Origin of the sequence: Streptomyces scabichelini (assembly GCF_011045015.1) — a bacterium.
In the GTDB taxonomy this organism is placed as follows: domain Bacteria; phylum Actinomycetota; class Actinomycetes; order Streptomycetales; family Streptomycetaceae; genus Streptomyces; species Streptomyces scabichelini.
Window position 1 is genome coordinate 1 of sequence record NZ_JAAKZY010000240.1, and the last position, 15187, is coordinate 15187.

The window sequence follows — 15187 nt, forward strand, 5'->3', positions numbered from 1 at the left end:
CACCCCCGCCCCGCACGACACGCCCGTACGGAAGAACCTCGTACGGGAGAACTTCGACCGCCTTCCCCTCGGCCCGGTCACCGAGGGCCGAGGCTGGACGACGGACACGTCCGACGGCACGCTGACCGTCTCGCCCAGCACCACCGGTCACGGCCGCGAACTCCGCATCCGTACCGAAGGCAATGGCCGGGCCTTCCTCGTCTTCCCCGGCCTCGCCCCGCCCGGCAACAGCTTCTGGGCCCGCATGCGCCTGCGCGTTGCCGAATTCCCCTCGTCCCCCGACTGGGCACACTGGACGATCGCGGAGGCGTCCGGCTCCGGCTCGCCCACGCTGGTCTGTCCGCTGGGCGGCCAGTACGCGCCCACCGACAAGGGCAACTTCTGGGGCGTCGGCTCCGATCTCGGCGCCACCGGTGACTGGACCGCCTGGAAGACCTCCGCGCCGGCTGTCGCCGCGAAGTGGCAGTGCGTCGAGTTCCACCTGGACGCCACCGACAACCGTGTCACCGTCTACCTGGACGGAGTCGAGCAGCCCGATCTGACGGTCTCCACGAAGCATCACGGCGGCACGGCGGACGACTTCGTCTTCCCGCAGTTCGACAAGCTGAAGCTGGGCTGGCAGCTCTACCAGTCCGACCCCAGCCCGACGTCGTACGACGTCCGACTGGACGACATCGCGCTGAGCACCCGGCGGGTGGGCGGCTGCGCATCCTGACCGGGTCGTGACGCGCCGACACCGAGAGCCGACACCGAGAGAGGGAGAAGCCCCGGGGGCCTCTCCCTCTCTCTCGCACCCGGTGAGGTCAGCCGCGCAGTACGCGGCCCTGCTTGTCGGTGCGGTCGTTGCTCGTGAAGAACAGGATCGCGTCGATCAGGGCCCAGATGCCGAGGCCACCGCAGGTGAAGAGCTGACCGAGGGCCACGCCCGTGGAACCGACGTAGAAACGGCCGATACCCAAGCCGCCCAGGAAGAGCTGGAGAACGCCCGCGACAACCTTGGACTTGTCGGAGTACGGGCGACCCTGCGGGTCGTAACCGAACGGAGCGTCAGGGGTGGGGACAGACATGCGAGTTGCTCCTGGCGTACAGAAGGTGATGGAACGGAATGTTCCGAGCGGACGCAGGAGGAAACCCGCGACAAACTGCACACATGCACTCGTCCCCCCTGCGGATCATGAAGCCTAGAGGGGCGAGGGGGACGGAGGGAGAGAGGTGAGGCGATCGTGTCGATTCCGTGATCCGTTGGCCGAAAGCCAGCTTGACACTCACTCAAGTCAGGTGTGCCACCGCGCCCCGGAAGGGGCGCGGGGAACTGCGCGACCAGCCACGACGGGCCCGCAGCTTGGAACCGAGATATCAGCGGAGCGCTCAGTGGAGGTTGCGGATCACTGTCCACACAACTGCCACGACCAGCACCAACGTCTGTACGGAACGGCGGAGTTCGGGCCGCCAACGCCGACCGCGCAGGCCCTCGACAGCCCACCGGGCCAACAGGGCCAGCGCGAACGGCGAGGCCAGCAGCAAGAACCGGTTGTCGTGCCACGCGGCGCTGAAGTGACCGTGCATCAGGTCGTACACCATGCGTGTGCCGCCACAGGCCGGGCAGAGCAGCCCGGTGACGACGCGGAACGGGCACCGGGGCAGCAGATGCCCCGGCTCGTGCGGATCGGTGCCGTAGAGATAGCAGGCACCCGCGACCCCGGCGGCGAGCACGCCGAGCGGTGCCGTCGCCGGGTGCCGCAGAACGGACCCGAGTCCGGATCCAGGTACGGATCCGGACTCAGCCACCACGCAGGACCCGCCCGTGGGAATCCGTGTTGTTGCTGCCGGTCAGCAGGATGATTCCGTCGATGAGCGCCCAGATGCCGAGACCACCGCAGGTGAAGAGCTGGGCGAGACCTAGACCGACATTGCCGATGTAGAACCGGCCGATGCCCAGCGTGCCCAGGGTCAGTTGGAGCACTCCGGCCACGATCTTCGACTTGTCGGAGTACGGCCGCCCGAAGGGGTCGTAGCCGTACGGGGCGTTCGGGTCACCCGTGTACGTGCCCGGCGGCGGCATGGCACCCGGCGGGTAACCGCCCTGCGGGTACCCGTAGCCCGGCTGCTGCTGGTAAGGGCCTTGCTGCCCGCCCGCATACGGGTTCTGCCCCTGACCGGGGGCCCCTTGGCCGGGAGTCCCCTGACCGGGATAGGGGTTGGCGTTCGGATATCCGTACCCCGGCGGCTGGTTCGGGGGCTGCTCACTCAAGGCGACGACTCCTGTGATCCGGTAATCCGGTTGACCCGGCACGCGAGAAAATAAACACGACCGCTGGTCATGTTGTCAGGCCGGACGAGGAAAGAGCCAGCCTGGACGACGACTTGCCTGCACGGGGGGCCGCGCGCCCCCAGGGGCGCGGGGCTGTATCGATTTGCGGCTCCGCCGCGATGGGGGTCCCCCCGCTCGAGCGCAGCCGAGAGTGGGGGAGCGACAAGCCACAACGATCCCGCACCCGCCCACGAACCCCATGTCCAGCGAAGCGCTTAGGCTCTGTTCCCGTGCCAGCAGCGAAGGACAGTACGAGCGACGACGGCCGCGCGGAACCCCAGGACCCGGAAGGCCCGGCGGGGCCACAGGTCCCGCAAGCATCCCGTACGCCCGCGAAAGCCTCCCGTACGCCCGCGAAGAGCGAGCAGACGCGGGCCCTGATCCTGGAGACGGCGATGTGCCTGTTCCAGGAGCGGGGTTACGACCGGACGACGATGCGGGCCATCGCCAAGGAGGCCGGGGTCTCCGTCGGCAACGCGTACTACTACTTCGCCGGCAAGGAGCATCTGATCCAGGGCTTCTACGACCGGATCGCCGCCGAGCACCAGGTGGCGGTCCGGTCGGTCCTGGACCGCGAGACGGATCTGGAGGCCCGGATCGCCGGGATCCTCGGGGCGTGGCTGGACGTCGCCGCGCCGTACCACGAGTTCGCGGTGCAGTTCTTCAAGAACGCCGCCGACCCAGACAGCCCGCTCAGCCCCTTCTCCCCGGAGTCGGAGCACGCGCGCGTGGAGGCCATCAGCGTCTGCCGTGAAGTGCTCGCGGGCTCCAAGGCCAAGGTCTCGGCCGAACTGCGGGACATCCTCCCCGAGTTGCTGTGGCTCTCCCAGATGGGGCTCGTCCTGTACTGGGTCTTCGACCGCACCGAGGGCCGCGCACGCAGCTACCGCCTCGCCGAACGCGGCGCCCGCCTCATCTCCCTGGGCATCTCCCTGTCCCGCTTCCGCGCGCTGCGCCCCCTCGTACGCGAGGTGCACGGCCTCTTCACGGACTTCCTGCCGGGGATGACCCGAGCACTGCCCGACCCGACGAAGAGGCCCAAGGCTCAAGGACCCTGGGCCTCCTCGTCGAACGACTGAACGCGGTCAGTTCACCGCGTCCACCTCGTCCTCCGCGAGCTCCACGTCGTACACCAGCGGTCCCTCACCGACCGTCACATGGCGGGCGCGGACCCCGTGCCCGGGTGCCGTGGCCGACAGGAGGTAGGTGTCCGGGGCGGGCACCGAGACGATGTACGAGCCGTCGGCCAGGGAGGTCACCCGGTCGAGCTGGCGGCCGCCACCCTGGGAGAGCAGGGTCAGTACGGCGCCCTCGACCGGCTCCCCGTCCTCGCCGCGGACGAAGCCGTGGACCAGGGAGATGCCGCTCTCGCCGCTCTCGCCGTTCTCGCCGTCCTTTCCGAGCGGCACGCGCGCGTGCCCGTTGGCGTCCGCCACGCGCGCGTGGGGCACCCCTGCGACGGCCTCGTCGGCGTCCTCCCGGGGCTCCACCGCGAGATGCGGCAGTCGCTTGTCCAGCCACTCCGGCAGCCACCAGTTGGAGTTCCCCAGGAGGTGCATCGCGGCCGGCACCAGTGCCGTACGCAGGATGAACGCGTCCAGCGCGACCGCCGCCGCGAGCCCGATGCCCGCCATCGCGCCCTCCATGTCGCCGCTGAGGACGAACGCGGAGAAGACGCAGATCATGATCAGGGCCGCGCAGTTGATGACCCGGCTGGTCTCGGCGAGGCCGACCCGGACCGCCCGCGCGTTGTCCTTCGTGTGCACCCATTCCTCGTGCATACGGCTCACCAGGAACACCTGGTAGTCCATCGAGAGCCCGAAGAGCAGCGACAGCATGATGACCGGCAGGAAGGCGGTGATCGGCCCCTCCTTGCCGATGCCGAGGAGTTCCGTGCCCCAGCCCCACTGGAAGATCGCGACCAGGACGCCGAACGACGCGGCGGCCGCGATCAGGTTCATCAGGGCGGCCGTCAACGGCACCACCAGGGACCGGAACGCCACGAGGAGGAGCAGGAAGCCGAGCGTGATGATCGCCGCGACGAAGTACGGCAGCCGGTCGCCGGTCACGGACGCGAAGTCCTTGAAGATGGCGGTCACTCCGCCCACATGGGCCTCGGTCCCGGATTCCGGGATCACGTCGTCCCGCAGCCGGTCGATCAGCTGGTCCGTCTTCTCGGACTGCGGTGACGTGGTCGGCACGACCTGGATCACCGTGATGCCCTGAGCGGGCGGCGCGGCGGCGACCTGGGCGACACCGTCGGTCGAGCGGATGGTCGAGACGAGCGCGTCCGCGTCGCCGCGTTCCACGACCACCTGGAGCGGTCCGTTGAAGCCGGGCCCGAAGCCCTCGGCGAGCAGGTCGTACGCCTGTCGCGTGGTCGTCGACTCCTGGTGGTTGCCCTGGTCGGTGGCGCCGAGCCGGATCGACAGGACGGGCAGCGCCAGGATCACCATCGCGACCAGTGCCATGACGGCGACCGAGCGCGGGCGCCTCTCGACGTAGGCGGACCAGCGTGCCGCAAGGCCGCTCGCCTCCTCGGACTCCGGTCCCGTGGCGGCGAGCCGGCGCCGCTGCCTGCGGCTGAGGACGCGCATGCCGAGGAGTCCCAGAAGCGCGGGCAGCAGGGTGGTCGCGGCCAGGACGCTCAGGACGACCGTCAGCGAGGTTGCGATGACCACGCCGTCCAGGAAGCGCATGTTCATCACCAGCATTCCGGCGAGCGCGATGCACACGGTGCCGCCCGCGAACAGCACCGCCCGGCCCGAGGTGTTGAGGGCCGTGACGGCCGACTCCTCGGGCTTCATTCCGCGCAGGATGCCCTTCCGGTGCCGCGTGACGATGAACAGCGCGTAGTCGATACCGACGCCGAGGCCGATCAACGAGCCGAGCAGCGGGGCGACTTCGGGTACGTCCGTGACATGGCTGAGCAGCGAGGTGGCCATCAGTCCTGTGCCGAGGGCCGCGATCGCGACGACGAGCGGCAGCAGCATCGCGAAGAGCGAGCCGAAGGCGAGGAAGAGGACGACCGCCGCGGCCACGATGCCGACCATCTCGGCGATGCCGGTGGGCGGCTCCTGGATCCGGGTGATCGCCTGACCGCCCAGCTCCACCTGGAGACCGGCGCGTTCGGCGTCCTGCGCCGTGTCAACGACGTCCTCCACCAGTTCCTTGGGCACACCGTTCGCCTGCTCGGTGAAGGTCACCTGGGCGTAGGCGATCCGCCCGTTCTCACTGATCTGCGCCGCGCCTTGGGACGCGTACGGGTTGCTGACCTCGCCGACGCCCTCCATCCGTCCGATCTCGGCCAGCGCGGGCTCGATCCGGGATCGTACGGACGCGTCCCGTACGGTTCCGTCGTCGACCTTCCACACCACCGTGTCGGTGTCGCCCGCTCTCTCGGGGAAGGCCTTCTCCATCAGGTCGTACGCGTTCTTGGAGTCCGTGTTCGGAAGGGAGAAGGTATCCGCGTAGTTCGTACCCGCGGTCGATCCCGCGAAGCCCAGCCCGAACAACGTCCCCACCCACAGCAACAGGACCACCAGCCGGTGCCGGTAGCACCAGCGTGCCAATGTCGCCACGCCTCAACGCTCCTTAGTTGTCGGTCGGTTGGTCCCCCAGGTCCTGCGGCTCAGCATCGGGGCGGCAGGCGGGTGTGGACACGGATCAGCCATGACTCTCAAGGAACTCCAAAGCGCGGAAAGGCCCCGATGTCAGTGCCCCCGCTGATACTGGGAACATGACCGTTCACAACGGGCACGAGGGGGAGACGGGGCACATGAGCCTGCACGAGGGGGCCACCGTCCTGGTCGTCGAGGACGAGCCGAGCATCGCCGACGTCCTCGCCATCGCCCTGCGCTACCACCGCTTCGAGGTGATGACGGCGGGCACCGTCCGCCAGGCGCTCACGCTCGCCGAGCGCACACGCCCCGACGCCGCGCTCCTCGACGTGATGCTGCCGGACGGCGACGGCCGCGCGCTGGGCCGCGAACTGCGCGCGAGGCGCCCGGACCTGGCGCTGGTGTTCCTGACCGCGCGGGACGCGCCCGCTGAGATCGTCGGCGCGCTCGGCTTCGGCGACGACTACATCACCAAGCCGTTCAACATCGACGAGGTCGTCGCCCGGATCACCGCAGTCCTGCGCCGCACGCGTCCGGCCGACGTCCTCCCTCAGCGCCCGCCGCTGCGCTACGGCGACCTGGAGCTGGACGAGACGACTTACTCGGTGCACCGCGCGGGCCGCTCGGTGGAGCTCACACCGACGGAGTACGCACTGCTGCGTTTCCTGGTGCGCAACGACGGGCGGATCGTGTCCAAGGAGCAGCTCCTTCGTCACGTCTGGCAGTACGAGCACTCGGCCGAGTCGACCGTCGTCGAAACGTACATCAGCTATCTGCGACGCAAGCTCGACTGCCTCGGCGCGCCCGTGATCACCACCCGCCGGGGTGTGGGATACGGGCTCGCATGAGCATCCGGCGCGGCCGGTGCCGCCGCGGCATCCACTCCCTGCGCGGCAAGCTGACGCTGGCGAACGTGGCGCTGCTGGCGCTGGGCGTCGTCGTGGCGACCGCGGTCAGCCTGATGGGCATGCGGACCTACCTGCTGGACAGCGTCGACACCCAACTGATGGCGACCCGCGACTCGGTCGGGGACTCCAAACTCACCCTCGAGCAGGTCGACTCGCTGAGCGCCCTGGCCGCCGTGCGCTCCCGGATCTCGCCCACTCCCTCCGACAAAGAGGCGGACGCCGACTCGTTGGTGCAGGACGGCCTCTTCGTGGCAGTGGACGATCAGGGGCGTCCCACGGCCATCGGCCCCTTCGCGCCCACCGAAACGCAGCGCACGCTGGCCGCGGCGGTGGACGATCCGGCCGCCCTCAGCAGAGACGAGGAACCGCACGACCTCAAACTGGACGGCACCCCCTACCGGGTCACCGCCGCGCCCCTGGCCGACGGCACGACGGTGCTGATGGCCAGGTCGAGCGGGGCCGTGCACGAGGTGATCCGCAAGGCGGCCGTGCTCGACTTCACCGTCGGCGCTCTGCTGCTCGCGCTGCTCGCCGTACTGACGACCCTCAGCGTGAGGCGCCGGATGCGCCCCCTGGAGGACATGGTGGAGACCTCGTCGGCGATAGCCGAGGGCGATCTGACCCGCCGCGTGCCCTCCAGCCACCATCCCACCGAGGAGGTCGAGCAGCTGCGGCTCGCCCTCAACTCGATGCTCCACCAGGTCGAGTCGGCGTACCGCACACGCGAGCGCAGCGCGGCCCAGCTGCGCCGCTTCGTCGCGGACGCCTCGCACGAGCTGCGTACGCCGCTGTCGGCGATCCGCGGCTATCTCCAGCTGTACGACAAGGGGATGCTGCGCGAACCGGTCGAGCGCAAGCGGGCCTGGGACCGGATGAACTGCGAGGCCGACCGCATGGGAAGGCTCGTGGACGAGCTGCTCACCCTGGCGCGGCTCGACCAGCAGCCCGAACTGCGCTTCAAGAACGTCGACCTGAGCCGTCTCGTGCGGGACGCGGCCGAGGACCTGCGGGCCCAGCAGCCCGACCGCCCGGTGACGGTGAGCGCCGAGGGTGCCCTGCTCGTGCACGCCGACGAGTCGGGGCTGCGGCAGATCCTGGGCAACCTCGTCGGGAACATACGTACGCACACGCCCGCCGACGTGCCGGTCACCCTCGGTCTGGAGCGGGAGAACGGGATCGTACGGCTGTGTGTCGCGGACGAGGGGCCCGGGCTCGCGGAGGATGACGCGGCGCGGATCTTCGACCGGTTCTTCCGCGCGGGCGGCGGCGCGGGCAGCGGCCTGGGGATGGCGATCGTGCAGGGCGTGGTGGCCGCGCACGGGGGCGAGGTCGAGGTGCGGACGGCTCCGGGCAAGGGGCTGGCGGTGACGGTGACGCTGCCGGCTCGGACGTACGGCTGACGGCGCCGCTCGTCGGGTGGTCAGGGGGCCGGTACGAGCGCCCACACCGTCTTGCCGTAGCCGCCCCGGGCCCAGACGCCCCAGGCTGCCGTGAGGTGCTCGACGAGGTGCATGCCGCGTCCGGACTCGTCCTCCTCGTCGTCGACCGGCCGAAGGCGCGGCTGTGCCGGGCTCGCGTCGGAGACCTCGATGAAGCAGGAGCCGCCGGCGAGCGCGGTCACCGCGACCTCGAACTCCCGCTCATGGTGGGCGTCCCCCCGGCCGAACCCTGAAGCAGGGCCATGGCGCACCGCGTTGGTCGCCAGCTCCGAGACGAGCAGCACGGCGTCCTCGAGCGCCGTTTCGCCCGCGCTGTGCCCCCAGTCCGCCAGATGGTCGCGCACCCGGCGCCGGGCGATCCCCACCGAGGCCGGATGTCTGGGCAGCCGGAAGGAGTTGCGTCTCAACACGTTTACTCCCCCCTCTGCACACATCCCCGTCACATCATGCTGTGTGGAGCCGACGCAGCGCGTCACGTATGCAACCGTCAACCCCGCGTGAACGCGTCAATTCCAGGAGAGGACCGACAGCCGGAAGACGTCGGTCCCGGCCGCGAACCAACCGTCGGCGGGACGGTGAACAGGGCACTCACCGTCGGACGCGTGTCGTTTTCGGCCGCTTTCACCGGTGATTCTCTGGCCTGTTTGCAGCGCGCCGAGGCGCGTGATTCAGCCTCAGGCCTGCCTGGAAGCCAGTTCCACGACCGTGATGTCGGACGGCGCGCCCACCCGCGTCGGCGGTCCCCACGCGCCCGCGCCCCGGGAGACGTACAACTGGGTGTCGCCGTAGCGCTCCAGGCCCGCGAGGGTCGGGTTGGCGAGGCCCGCGACGAAGTTGCCGGGCCAGAGCTGGCCGCCGTGCGTGTGACCGGAGAGCTGGAGGTCCACGCCGTGGTCGACGGCCTCGTGGATCTGCACCGGCTGATGGGCGAGGAGCACGCACGCGCGTGCGCGGTCCCGGTCGCCGAGCGCCTTCGCGAAGTCGGGCCCCTGCCCCTCGTCCTCGCCCGACACGTCGTTGACACCGGCGAGGTCGAAGCCGGCCAGCTCCGTCCTCGCGTTCTCCAGCGGCGTCATCCCCAGTTCGCGTACGTGCTCGACCCACTGCTCGGCACCGGAGATGTACTCGTGATTGCCGGTGACGAAGTACGACCCGTGCCGCGCCCTCAACTGAGCGAGCGGCGCGGCGGCGGGCCCCAGGTCCTTCACGTCGCCGTCGACGAGATCGCCCACGACCGCGATGAGATCGGGCTGCGTCCAGTTGATGGTGTCGACGACCTTCTGGGCGAACCCGCGCCCGATCACAGGACTCAGATGGATATCGCTGACCACAGCGATCCGAAACCCGTGCACGCCCCGCGGCAACTTGGCCAGCGGCACGGTGACGCGCTTCACCTTCGGTCCTCTCAGCACCCCGTACGTCCCGTACCCGACCGTCCCCAGAGCAGCGGCCGCGGCGGTCCCGCCCACGACACGCGACACGAAGAGCCGCCGGGAGGGACCGGTGGCCGCGGGCTCCGGCTCCCCGGTGCGCCCGGACTCCTCGGTGCGCTCCGGCTCCTCGGTGCGCTCGGGCTCGGCTTCGGGGGCGGCTGCTCCCGCGGGCACGGGTACGACCTCGCGTACGCCCACTGTCTCGGCCGCGGGCACCGCACGCCGACGCGACACCACTCGCCGCACAACCGGCCGCAGCACCTCTCCCACCAGCAACGCCAGCATGAGATAGAGCACCAGCGCCAGCCACAGGAACCCCGGCCACGCCAGCACCTGTTGGAGCCAGAACGGCGCCCCGCCCCGCTCGGATGCCATCGCCGCGAAGAAGAGCAGCGGCCCGGCGATGAACACGCCCGCGCCCACGCGCCGGACGAGCCCCGGCCCGGCGGTCGTGTCGCGCACCAGGCGACGCCACATGTACCAGTGCAGTGTGCCGAAGGCGGCCAGAACCACCAGGGCTACGAGCAGAAAGACGATGACCATGCGACAGCTCTCCGTTATGACGTGTGGCGCATGGCTCGAACACCGCGCAACCCGATGACCCCGACGACCGTCCCAAGGACAAAGGAGATTACGGCGAGCGTCAGGTGTACCCAGAAGTACCCGGTCGGATCGCCCGCGTCGTCGAAGGCCAGCCCGCTGCCGTCCTTCCACAGGTTCTTGACGAAAGTGATCCAGATGACCCAGCTCCACACCCCGAAGGCGAGCAGGAACCAGGAGACGGAACGGCTGAGCTTCATGCGTTCAGTATCGCTGCCGTCGATCGGGCGCCGCGTCCGGGGTGCGGAGGGTGACGGCGGGGAGGGCGACGCGACTTCCCACTCGGGGCCATGTACGTTCTCGACCGTGCCCGCCATGAAAAAGACCACCAAGTCGTCCTTGCTGGTCACTTCCGCCACCTTGTTGTCCTTGTCGCTCACCGCGACCGCGATCGCCACCGCGCCCGCGTTCGCGGACGAAACGCCGACGGCAACCCCGAAGTCGACGCAGAAACCGAAGAGCAGCGCATCGCCGAGCGCCACACCCCCGGCGAACATGTCGACCGTGGGCGGCGCCCAACTCGGCAGGGCCGGCACCCAGGTGAACCTCGGCGCCGGCGCCCCGGTGCTCCCGAAGGACCTGAGCGCGCGTTCCTGGGTCGTCGCGGACGCCGAGTCCGGCGACGTCCTGGCCGCGAACAACGCGCACTGGCGGCTGGCCCCGGCGAGCACCCTGAAGATGCTGTTCGCGGACACGCTGCTGCCGAAGTTCAGCCAGAGAGAGGAGAAGCACAAGGTGGTGCCCTCCGATCTGGCGGGCCTCGGTCCGGGCTCCAGCGTGGTCGGCATCAAGGAGGACGAGACTTACACGGTCAAGGATCTCTGGCTCGGCGTCTTCCTCGCCTCCGGCAACGACGCGGTACGCGTCCTGTCCGCGATGAACGGGGGCCTCGACAAGACGGTCCAGGACATGAACGCGCACGCCGAGGAGCTCCAGGCCCTCGACACGCAGGTGGTCAGCCCGGACGGCTACGACGAGGTGGGGCAGGTGTCATCGGCGTACGACCTGACCCTCATCGCCCGCTCCGGAATGCAGAAGAAGGACTTCCGGGAGTACGCCTCGACCGTGCGCACCAAGTTCCCGGGCGAGACAAAGAAGGACAAGAAGGGCAAGACGACCCGTAAGTCCTTCGAGATCCAGAACACCAACCGGCTGCTGACGGGCGCCACCAGCCTCGGCGTCTACAAGGGCATCGCGGGTGTGAAGAACGGCAACACCACGAACGCGGGCTCCACCTTCACCGGTGTCGCCGAGCGCGACGGCAAGGTGCTCCTCGTCACGGTCATGAACCCCGAGAAGGAGGAGGCCAACGAGGTCTACAAGGAGACCGCTCGCCTTCTCGACTGGGGTTTCCAGGCGGCGGACAAGGTCCAGCCGGTGGGTGAGCTGGTGCCGCCGAAGGGCGCGGACACGGGCGCGCAGCCGGACGCGGACGCCTCCGGTGAGGCAGGAGGAGCCGGGGATGCGGGCGGCTCCGGTAAGGGCAAGGCCGTCGCCGCCTCGGCTCAGGAGTCGGGTTCGAGCGGTGTCGGCATCGCACTGGGGATCACCGGCGGTCTGCTCGTGCTCCTCGCCGGCGGGGCTTTCCTCGTCAACCGCCGGTGGCCGCTGCCCGACCTGATGCGGCGCCGCCCGCGCCGCTGACGTCCGCCTCTTCGGTGGTCCTGGAGGAGTCGTTGCCCTCGGAGTCGTTGTTCTCGGTGGAGTCGTCTGCGGGGACGTCCGGGGAGTCGTCCTTCCGCGTCGCCGTCCAGGCGGCGCAGAAGAGGACGAGCTTCGCGGTGAAGTTGATCCACAGCAGCAGCGCGACGGGCACGCCGAAGGCGCCGTACATGTTCTTCGAGGCGACGCCCTTCATATAGCCGCTGATCAGCAGCTTCAGCAGCTCGAACCCGGCGGCCCCGAGCAGCGCGGCGGTGAACAGCCGGCGGCGGGTCGGCTCGACGCCGGGCAGCAGCGTCAGGACGTACAGCAGGAGCAGGAAGTCGGCGAGGACGGCGATGGCGAACGCCGTGGTCTGCAGCAGTGCGCCGCCCCAGCCGGCCTCGTCGATACCGAGCTGCCGGGCGGTCCAGCCGACCATCGTCGCCGCGACGGCGGACGCACCGATGGAGACGAGCACGGCTCCGCCGAGTCCGACGAGGACCCCGGCGTCCTTGGCCTTGCGCAGCACGGGGTTCTCGTCGGGCTCGGGCAGCTCCCACACCGCCCGCAGGCACTCACGCATGGAGCCGACCCAGCCGATGCCGGTGAACAGCAGCACGGCGCCCGCGATGACGCCGACGGTGCCGGCATTGTTCACCAGGCCGCCGATGTCCAACTGTTCGGAGATGCCCGGGATCTGTTCGGCGATCTTGTCCTCGAGCTCGCGCTGCCCGTTCTCGTCCAGGGTCGCCGCGGCCAGCGCGGCGGCGACGGTGATCAGCGGGAAGAGCGCGACGAAGCTGATGAAGGTCATCGCGGCCGCGAGCCGCGTCCACTTGACCCGGTCCAGGCGTTCGTACGAGCGCCACGCGTGCGTGGTCATCAGACGGGTGACGACCGGCCCGATGCCGGGGAGCTTTTTCAGCCAGTCCATGATCCGACTCTGCCCCCTTCGCCGAAGACAAATGTTCGGGTACCCCAAAAGCGCAGGACAGTGGCGAACGCCATGCCGATTCCGGCGCCCGAGACGGTGTCCGCGCGCTGCGAGGTGAGCCCGAGGCCGTAGTGGCTGACGAGCAGGCACAGCAGCTGGACGAGGGCGCCCGCGATGTTCACCGCGAAGAAGATCCCGTACTGCCGCAGCCTGCACTGCCGCAGCCCGCGTGTGCTCTTGTGCCGGTAGGGGCCGAGCGCGTTGCCCGCGTACGCGAGCGAGCAGCCCGCCACGAACGACAGCGCCTTCGCGGTGAGCGGGTCCAGGCCCACGGGCCCGCGCAGCCAGACGAAGAGGGCGAGGTCGGCGGCGTACGCGAGGAGCCCGACGGTCGCGAAGCCGAGCAGTTCCTGGACCGCGGGACGCTGCGCGTGGCTCACGCGCCCGCTCCCGGCTTGCGGCTCACCAGTCGGCCACCGCCAGGGCGTACATCACGAGCCACACCACGCCGATCAGGGCGAGCGCGCGGTCGCGCAGGACGACGTCCTCGGGCTCGCCCGCGGTGCCGCGGTCGGCGAAGACCGCGTACCGCAGGACCGCGAGGACGAAGGCGACCATCGACAGCTGCCGCCAGGGCAGCACGCTGGTGTGCGGTACGCCGCCCTCCTCCAGGGCCCACAGGCAGTAGCCCAGGACGGCGACGCCGGCCGCGAGCTGCCAGACGAACCGGAGGTAGCCGGTGGTGTATTCCGTCAGCAACGCGCGCGTGGCGCCCGCTTTACCTGCCATCTGCACGGCTTCGGAGTAGCGCTTGGCGGCGACCATGAAGAGCGCGCCGAAACCGGTCGTGATCAGAAACCAGCGCGACAGCGGAATGCCGAGCGCGACCCCGCCGATCATCGCCCGCATCAGGAATCCGGTGGTCACCACGGCGAGATCGATGACGAGGATGTGCTTGAGGCTGACGCAGTACGCCAGTTGCATGCCCAGGTAGGCGGTCAGCAGGGCCGAGGTGAGCGGCGAGCACAGGAACGCGGCGGTGGCCGGGGCGACGACGGCGAGGACGGCTCCCACGGCGTACGCGACCGGGACAGGCACCTGCCCGGCGGCGACCGGGCGTCGGCGCTTGACCGGGTGGGCGCGGTCGGCGTCCGCGTCCCGGGCGTCGTTGATCAGGTACACAGCGGCGGCGCAGGCCGTGAACAGCACGAAGACGAGCGTGACTTGAGTGATCGCGTGACGTGAGAAGAGCTCGCCCGCGGCGGCCGGAGCGGCCACTACGAGGACGCTTTTGACCCACTGTCTGGGACGGGCCGTCCAGAACAGGCCTCTTAGGAGGCCGATTTTCGGTGGCTCGGGCTGCCGCTGTCGCGTCCTCTCCCGAAGGGCCGTTTCAGCCATGGTCACAGCCTCTCGGCGTCATGATCACGGCCTCCTGACGTCATGGTCAGGCCTACCGGCATCCGGCGGGTCCCGATCCCGGCCGTCAGCATCCACCGGGATCCGAGCCGGGCCGTGAGCGCGCCGAGGGCCGCACCCGCCGCCACGTCCGAGGGGTAGTGCACGCCGACGACCAGCCGCGAGACGCACATCGCGGCGGCCAGCGGCGGCACCACGCGCGCGCCCAGCGCCCCATAGGCCACGGCGGCCGCCGCTGCCGACGTGGCGTGCGAGCTGGGGAAGGAGTGCCGGCCGACCGTGCGGACCAGGGCTTCGACGTGCTCGGGGCGCGGGCGGCGCACGAGGCGCTTCACACCCATGCTGGCCAGGTGCGCGCCCGCGGTCAGGGCCGTTCCGCGCAACCAGGGGCCGCGCCGCTCACGGTCCACGGCGGCACCCGCGAGCCCGGCCGCGAGCCACAACGCACCGTGCTCCCCCGCCCAGGACAGGGCGCGGGCGGCGGCCGCGACGCGTGGGTCCGCACCGCAGCCGTGGAGAGCCGACAGGAGCCGGTGGTCCATGTCGTCGAGGTCGTCCATGCCGATTCACTGTTCACGGCCACCACTCCGGAACTCCGGCAATATCGATCGACATCCCATTAATCACCCGTTTCGGCGAGAGTGATGATGCCCGGTTGTTTCATTGATAAAGAGCGCATATGCGGGCGATACGGTCACCGATATGCCTGCCGACTCCGCGTCCTCCACCGTCGTTTCCGGTTCCCATCCGGTGCCCGTCACGGGCTGGGGCCGCACCGCCCCTACGGCCGCCCGTCTGATCCGCCCTCGTACGTACGAGGAGGCCGCGGCAGCCGTCCGGGCGTGCGGGGCCCGCGGGGGCATCGCACGAGGGCTGGGG

Annotated in this window: 16 protein-coding genes and 1 pseudogene; 6 read left to right on the forward strand and 11 right to left on the reverse strand. The window is 70.0% G+C overall.

Annotated features, from left to right (window positions below; translation table 11 throughout):
- A partial coding sequence (locus tag G5C60_RS42955) for a LamG domain-containing protein (protein WP_165268289.1) occupies nt 1–715 on the forward strand: 715 nt, incomplete at its 5' end.
- Between the two features lie 88 nt (nt 716–803).
- Here the strand turns inward: G5C60_RS42955 and G5C60_RS42960 are convergent.
- From G5C60_RS42960 to G5C60_RS42970, 3 genes are all read right to left on the reverse strand, one after another.
- A complete protein-coding gene (locus tag G5C60_RS42960) occupies nt 804–1067 on the reverse strand; it encodes a TM2 domain-containing protein (RefSeq protein ID WP_165268291.1) in 264 nt (87 codons plus the stop codon).
- Nucleotides 1068–1368: 301 nt separating this feature from the next.
- Nucleotides 1369–1788, reverse strand: a complete 420-nt coding sequence (locus G5C60_RS42965; RefSeq protein WP_165268293.1) for a DUF2752 domain-containing protein — start codon at nt 1786–1788, stop codon at nt 1369–1371.
- Nucleotides 1781–2251 carry a TM2 domain-containing protein gene (locus tag G5C60_RS42970; RefSeq protein ID WP_165268295.1) on the reverse strand — a complete coding sequence of 157 codons (471 nt, stop codon included), beginning with the start codon at nt 2249–2251 and terminating at the stop codon, nt 1781–1783. Before G5C60_RS42970 ends, G5C60_RS42965 begins: the two co-directional genes overlap by 8 nt.
- 290 nt (nt 2252–2541) lie before the next feature.
- On the opposite strand from G5C60_RS42970, the gene G5C60_RS42975 reads away from it, so the two are divergent.
- Nucleotides 2542–3390, forward strand: a complete 849-nt coding sequence (locus G5C60_RS42975; RefSeq protein ID WP_338146087.1) for a TetR/AcrR family transcriptional regulator — start codon at nt 2542–2544, stop codon at nt 3388–3390.
- Nucleotides 3391–3396: 6 nt separating this feature from the next.
- Here the strand turns inward: G5C60_RS42975 and G5C60_RS42980 are convergent, their stop codons facing one another.
- Nucleotides 3397–5883 (reverse strand): MMPL family transporter, encoded by a 2487-nt coding sequence (locus G5C60_RS42980; RefSeq protein WP_165268313.1) that lies wholly within the window; start codon nt 5881–5883, stop codon nt 3397–3399.
- Between the two features lie 206 nt (nt 5884–6089).
- Here G5C60_RS42980 and G5C60_RS42985 point away from each other — a divergent pair, with 206 nt between their 5' ends.
- The gene (locus G5C60_RS42985) at nt 6090–6779 is read left to right on the forward strand and encodes a response regulator transcription factor (RefSeq protein ID WP_165268315.1); all 690 of its coding nucleotides are present in this window, start codon (nt 6090–6092) and stop codon (nt 6777–6779) included.
- Complete coding sequence (locus tag G5C60_RS42990) at nt 6776–8239, forward strand: sensor histidine kinase (RefSeq protein ID WP_165268297.1); 1464 nt, start codon at nt 6776–6778, stop codon at nt 8237–8239. The genes G5C60_RS42985 and G5C60_RS42990 overlap by 4 nt, the downstream gene beginning before the upstream one ends.
- A gap of 20 nt (nt 8240–8259) precedes the next feature.
- Here the strand turns inward: G5C60_RS42990 and G5C60_RS42995 are convergent, their stop codons facing one another.
- From G5C60_RS42995 to G5C60_RS52735, 3 genes are all read right to left on the reverse strand, one after another.
- A complete protein-coding gene (locus tag G5C60_RS42995) occupies nt 8260–8688 on the reverse strand; it encodes an ATP-binding protein (protein WP_165268299.1) in 429 nt (142 codons plus the stop codon).
- A 264-nt stretch (nt 8689–8952) separates the two neighbouring features.
- Nucleotides 8953–10254 carry a metallophosphoesterase gene (locus G5C60_RS43000; protein WP_165268301.1) on the reverse strand — a complete coding sequence of 434 codons (1302 nt, stop codon included), beginning with the start codon at nt 10252–10254 and terminating at the stop codon, nt 8953–8955.
- Between the two features lie 14 nt (nt 10255–10268).
- Complete coding sequence (locus tag G5C60_RS52735; protein ID WP_241267486.1) at nt 10269–10511, reverse strand: SCO4848 family membrane protein; 243 nt, start codon at nt 10509–10511, stop codon at nt 10269–10271.
- 106 nt (nt 10512–10617) lie between these two features.
- Here G5C60_RS52735 and G5C60_RS43005 point away from each other — a divergent pair, with 106 nt between their 5' ends.
- Nucleotides 10618–11955: a D-alanyl-D-alanine carboxypeptidase family protein gene (locus G5C60_RS43005; protein ID WP_338146088.1), complete on the forward strand. Its 1338-nt coding sequence runs from the start codon at nt 10618–10620 to the stop codon at nt 11953–11955.
- Here the strand turns inward: G5C60_RS43005 and G5C60_RS43010 are convergent.
- From G5C60_RS43010 to G5C60_RS43025, 4 genes are read right to left on the reverse strand one after another with little or no spacing between them, the layout of a single operon-like run.
- Entirely contained in the window at nt 11903–12889 is a 987-nt protein-coding gene (locus tag G5C60_RS43010) for a YihY/virulence factor BrkB family protein (RefSeq protein ID WP_165268303.1), read from the reverse strand. The genes G5C60_RS43005 and G5C60_RS43010 overlap by 53 nt on opposite strands.
- Nucleotides 12877–13329 carry a GtrA family protein gene (locus G5C60_RS43015; RefSeq protein ID WP_165268305.1) on the reverse strand — a complete coding sequence of 151 codons (453 nt, stop codon included), beginning with the start codon at nt 13327–13329 and terminating at the stop codon, nt 12877–12879. The genes G5C60_RS43010 and G5C60_RS43015 overlap by 13 nt, the downstream gene beginning before the upstream one ends.
- Nucleotides 13330–13351: 22 nt before the next feature.
- Complete coding sequence (locus tag G5C60_RS43020) at nt 13352–14290, reverse strand: decaprenyl-phosphate phosphoribosyltransferase (protein WP_165268307.1); 939 nt, start codon at nt 14288–14290, stop codon at nt 13352–13354.
- Between the two features lie 2 nt (nt 14291–14292).
- Nucleotides 14293–14868: a phosphatase PAP2 family protein gene (locus G5C60_RS43025; RefSeq protein WP_165268309.1), complete on the reverse strand. Its 576-nt coding sequence runs from the start codon at nt 14866–14868 to the stop codon at nt 14293–14295.
- A 142-nt stretch (nt 14869–15010) separates the two neighbouring features.
- Between G5C60_RS43025 and G5C60_RS52740 the strand changes: the two are divergent.
- Nucleotides 15011–15187, forward strand: a pseudogene (locus G5C60_RS52740) (decaprenylphosphoryl-beta-D-ribose oxidase); the annotation flags it as partial.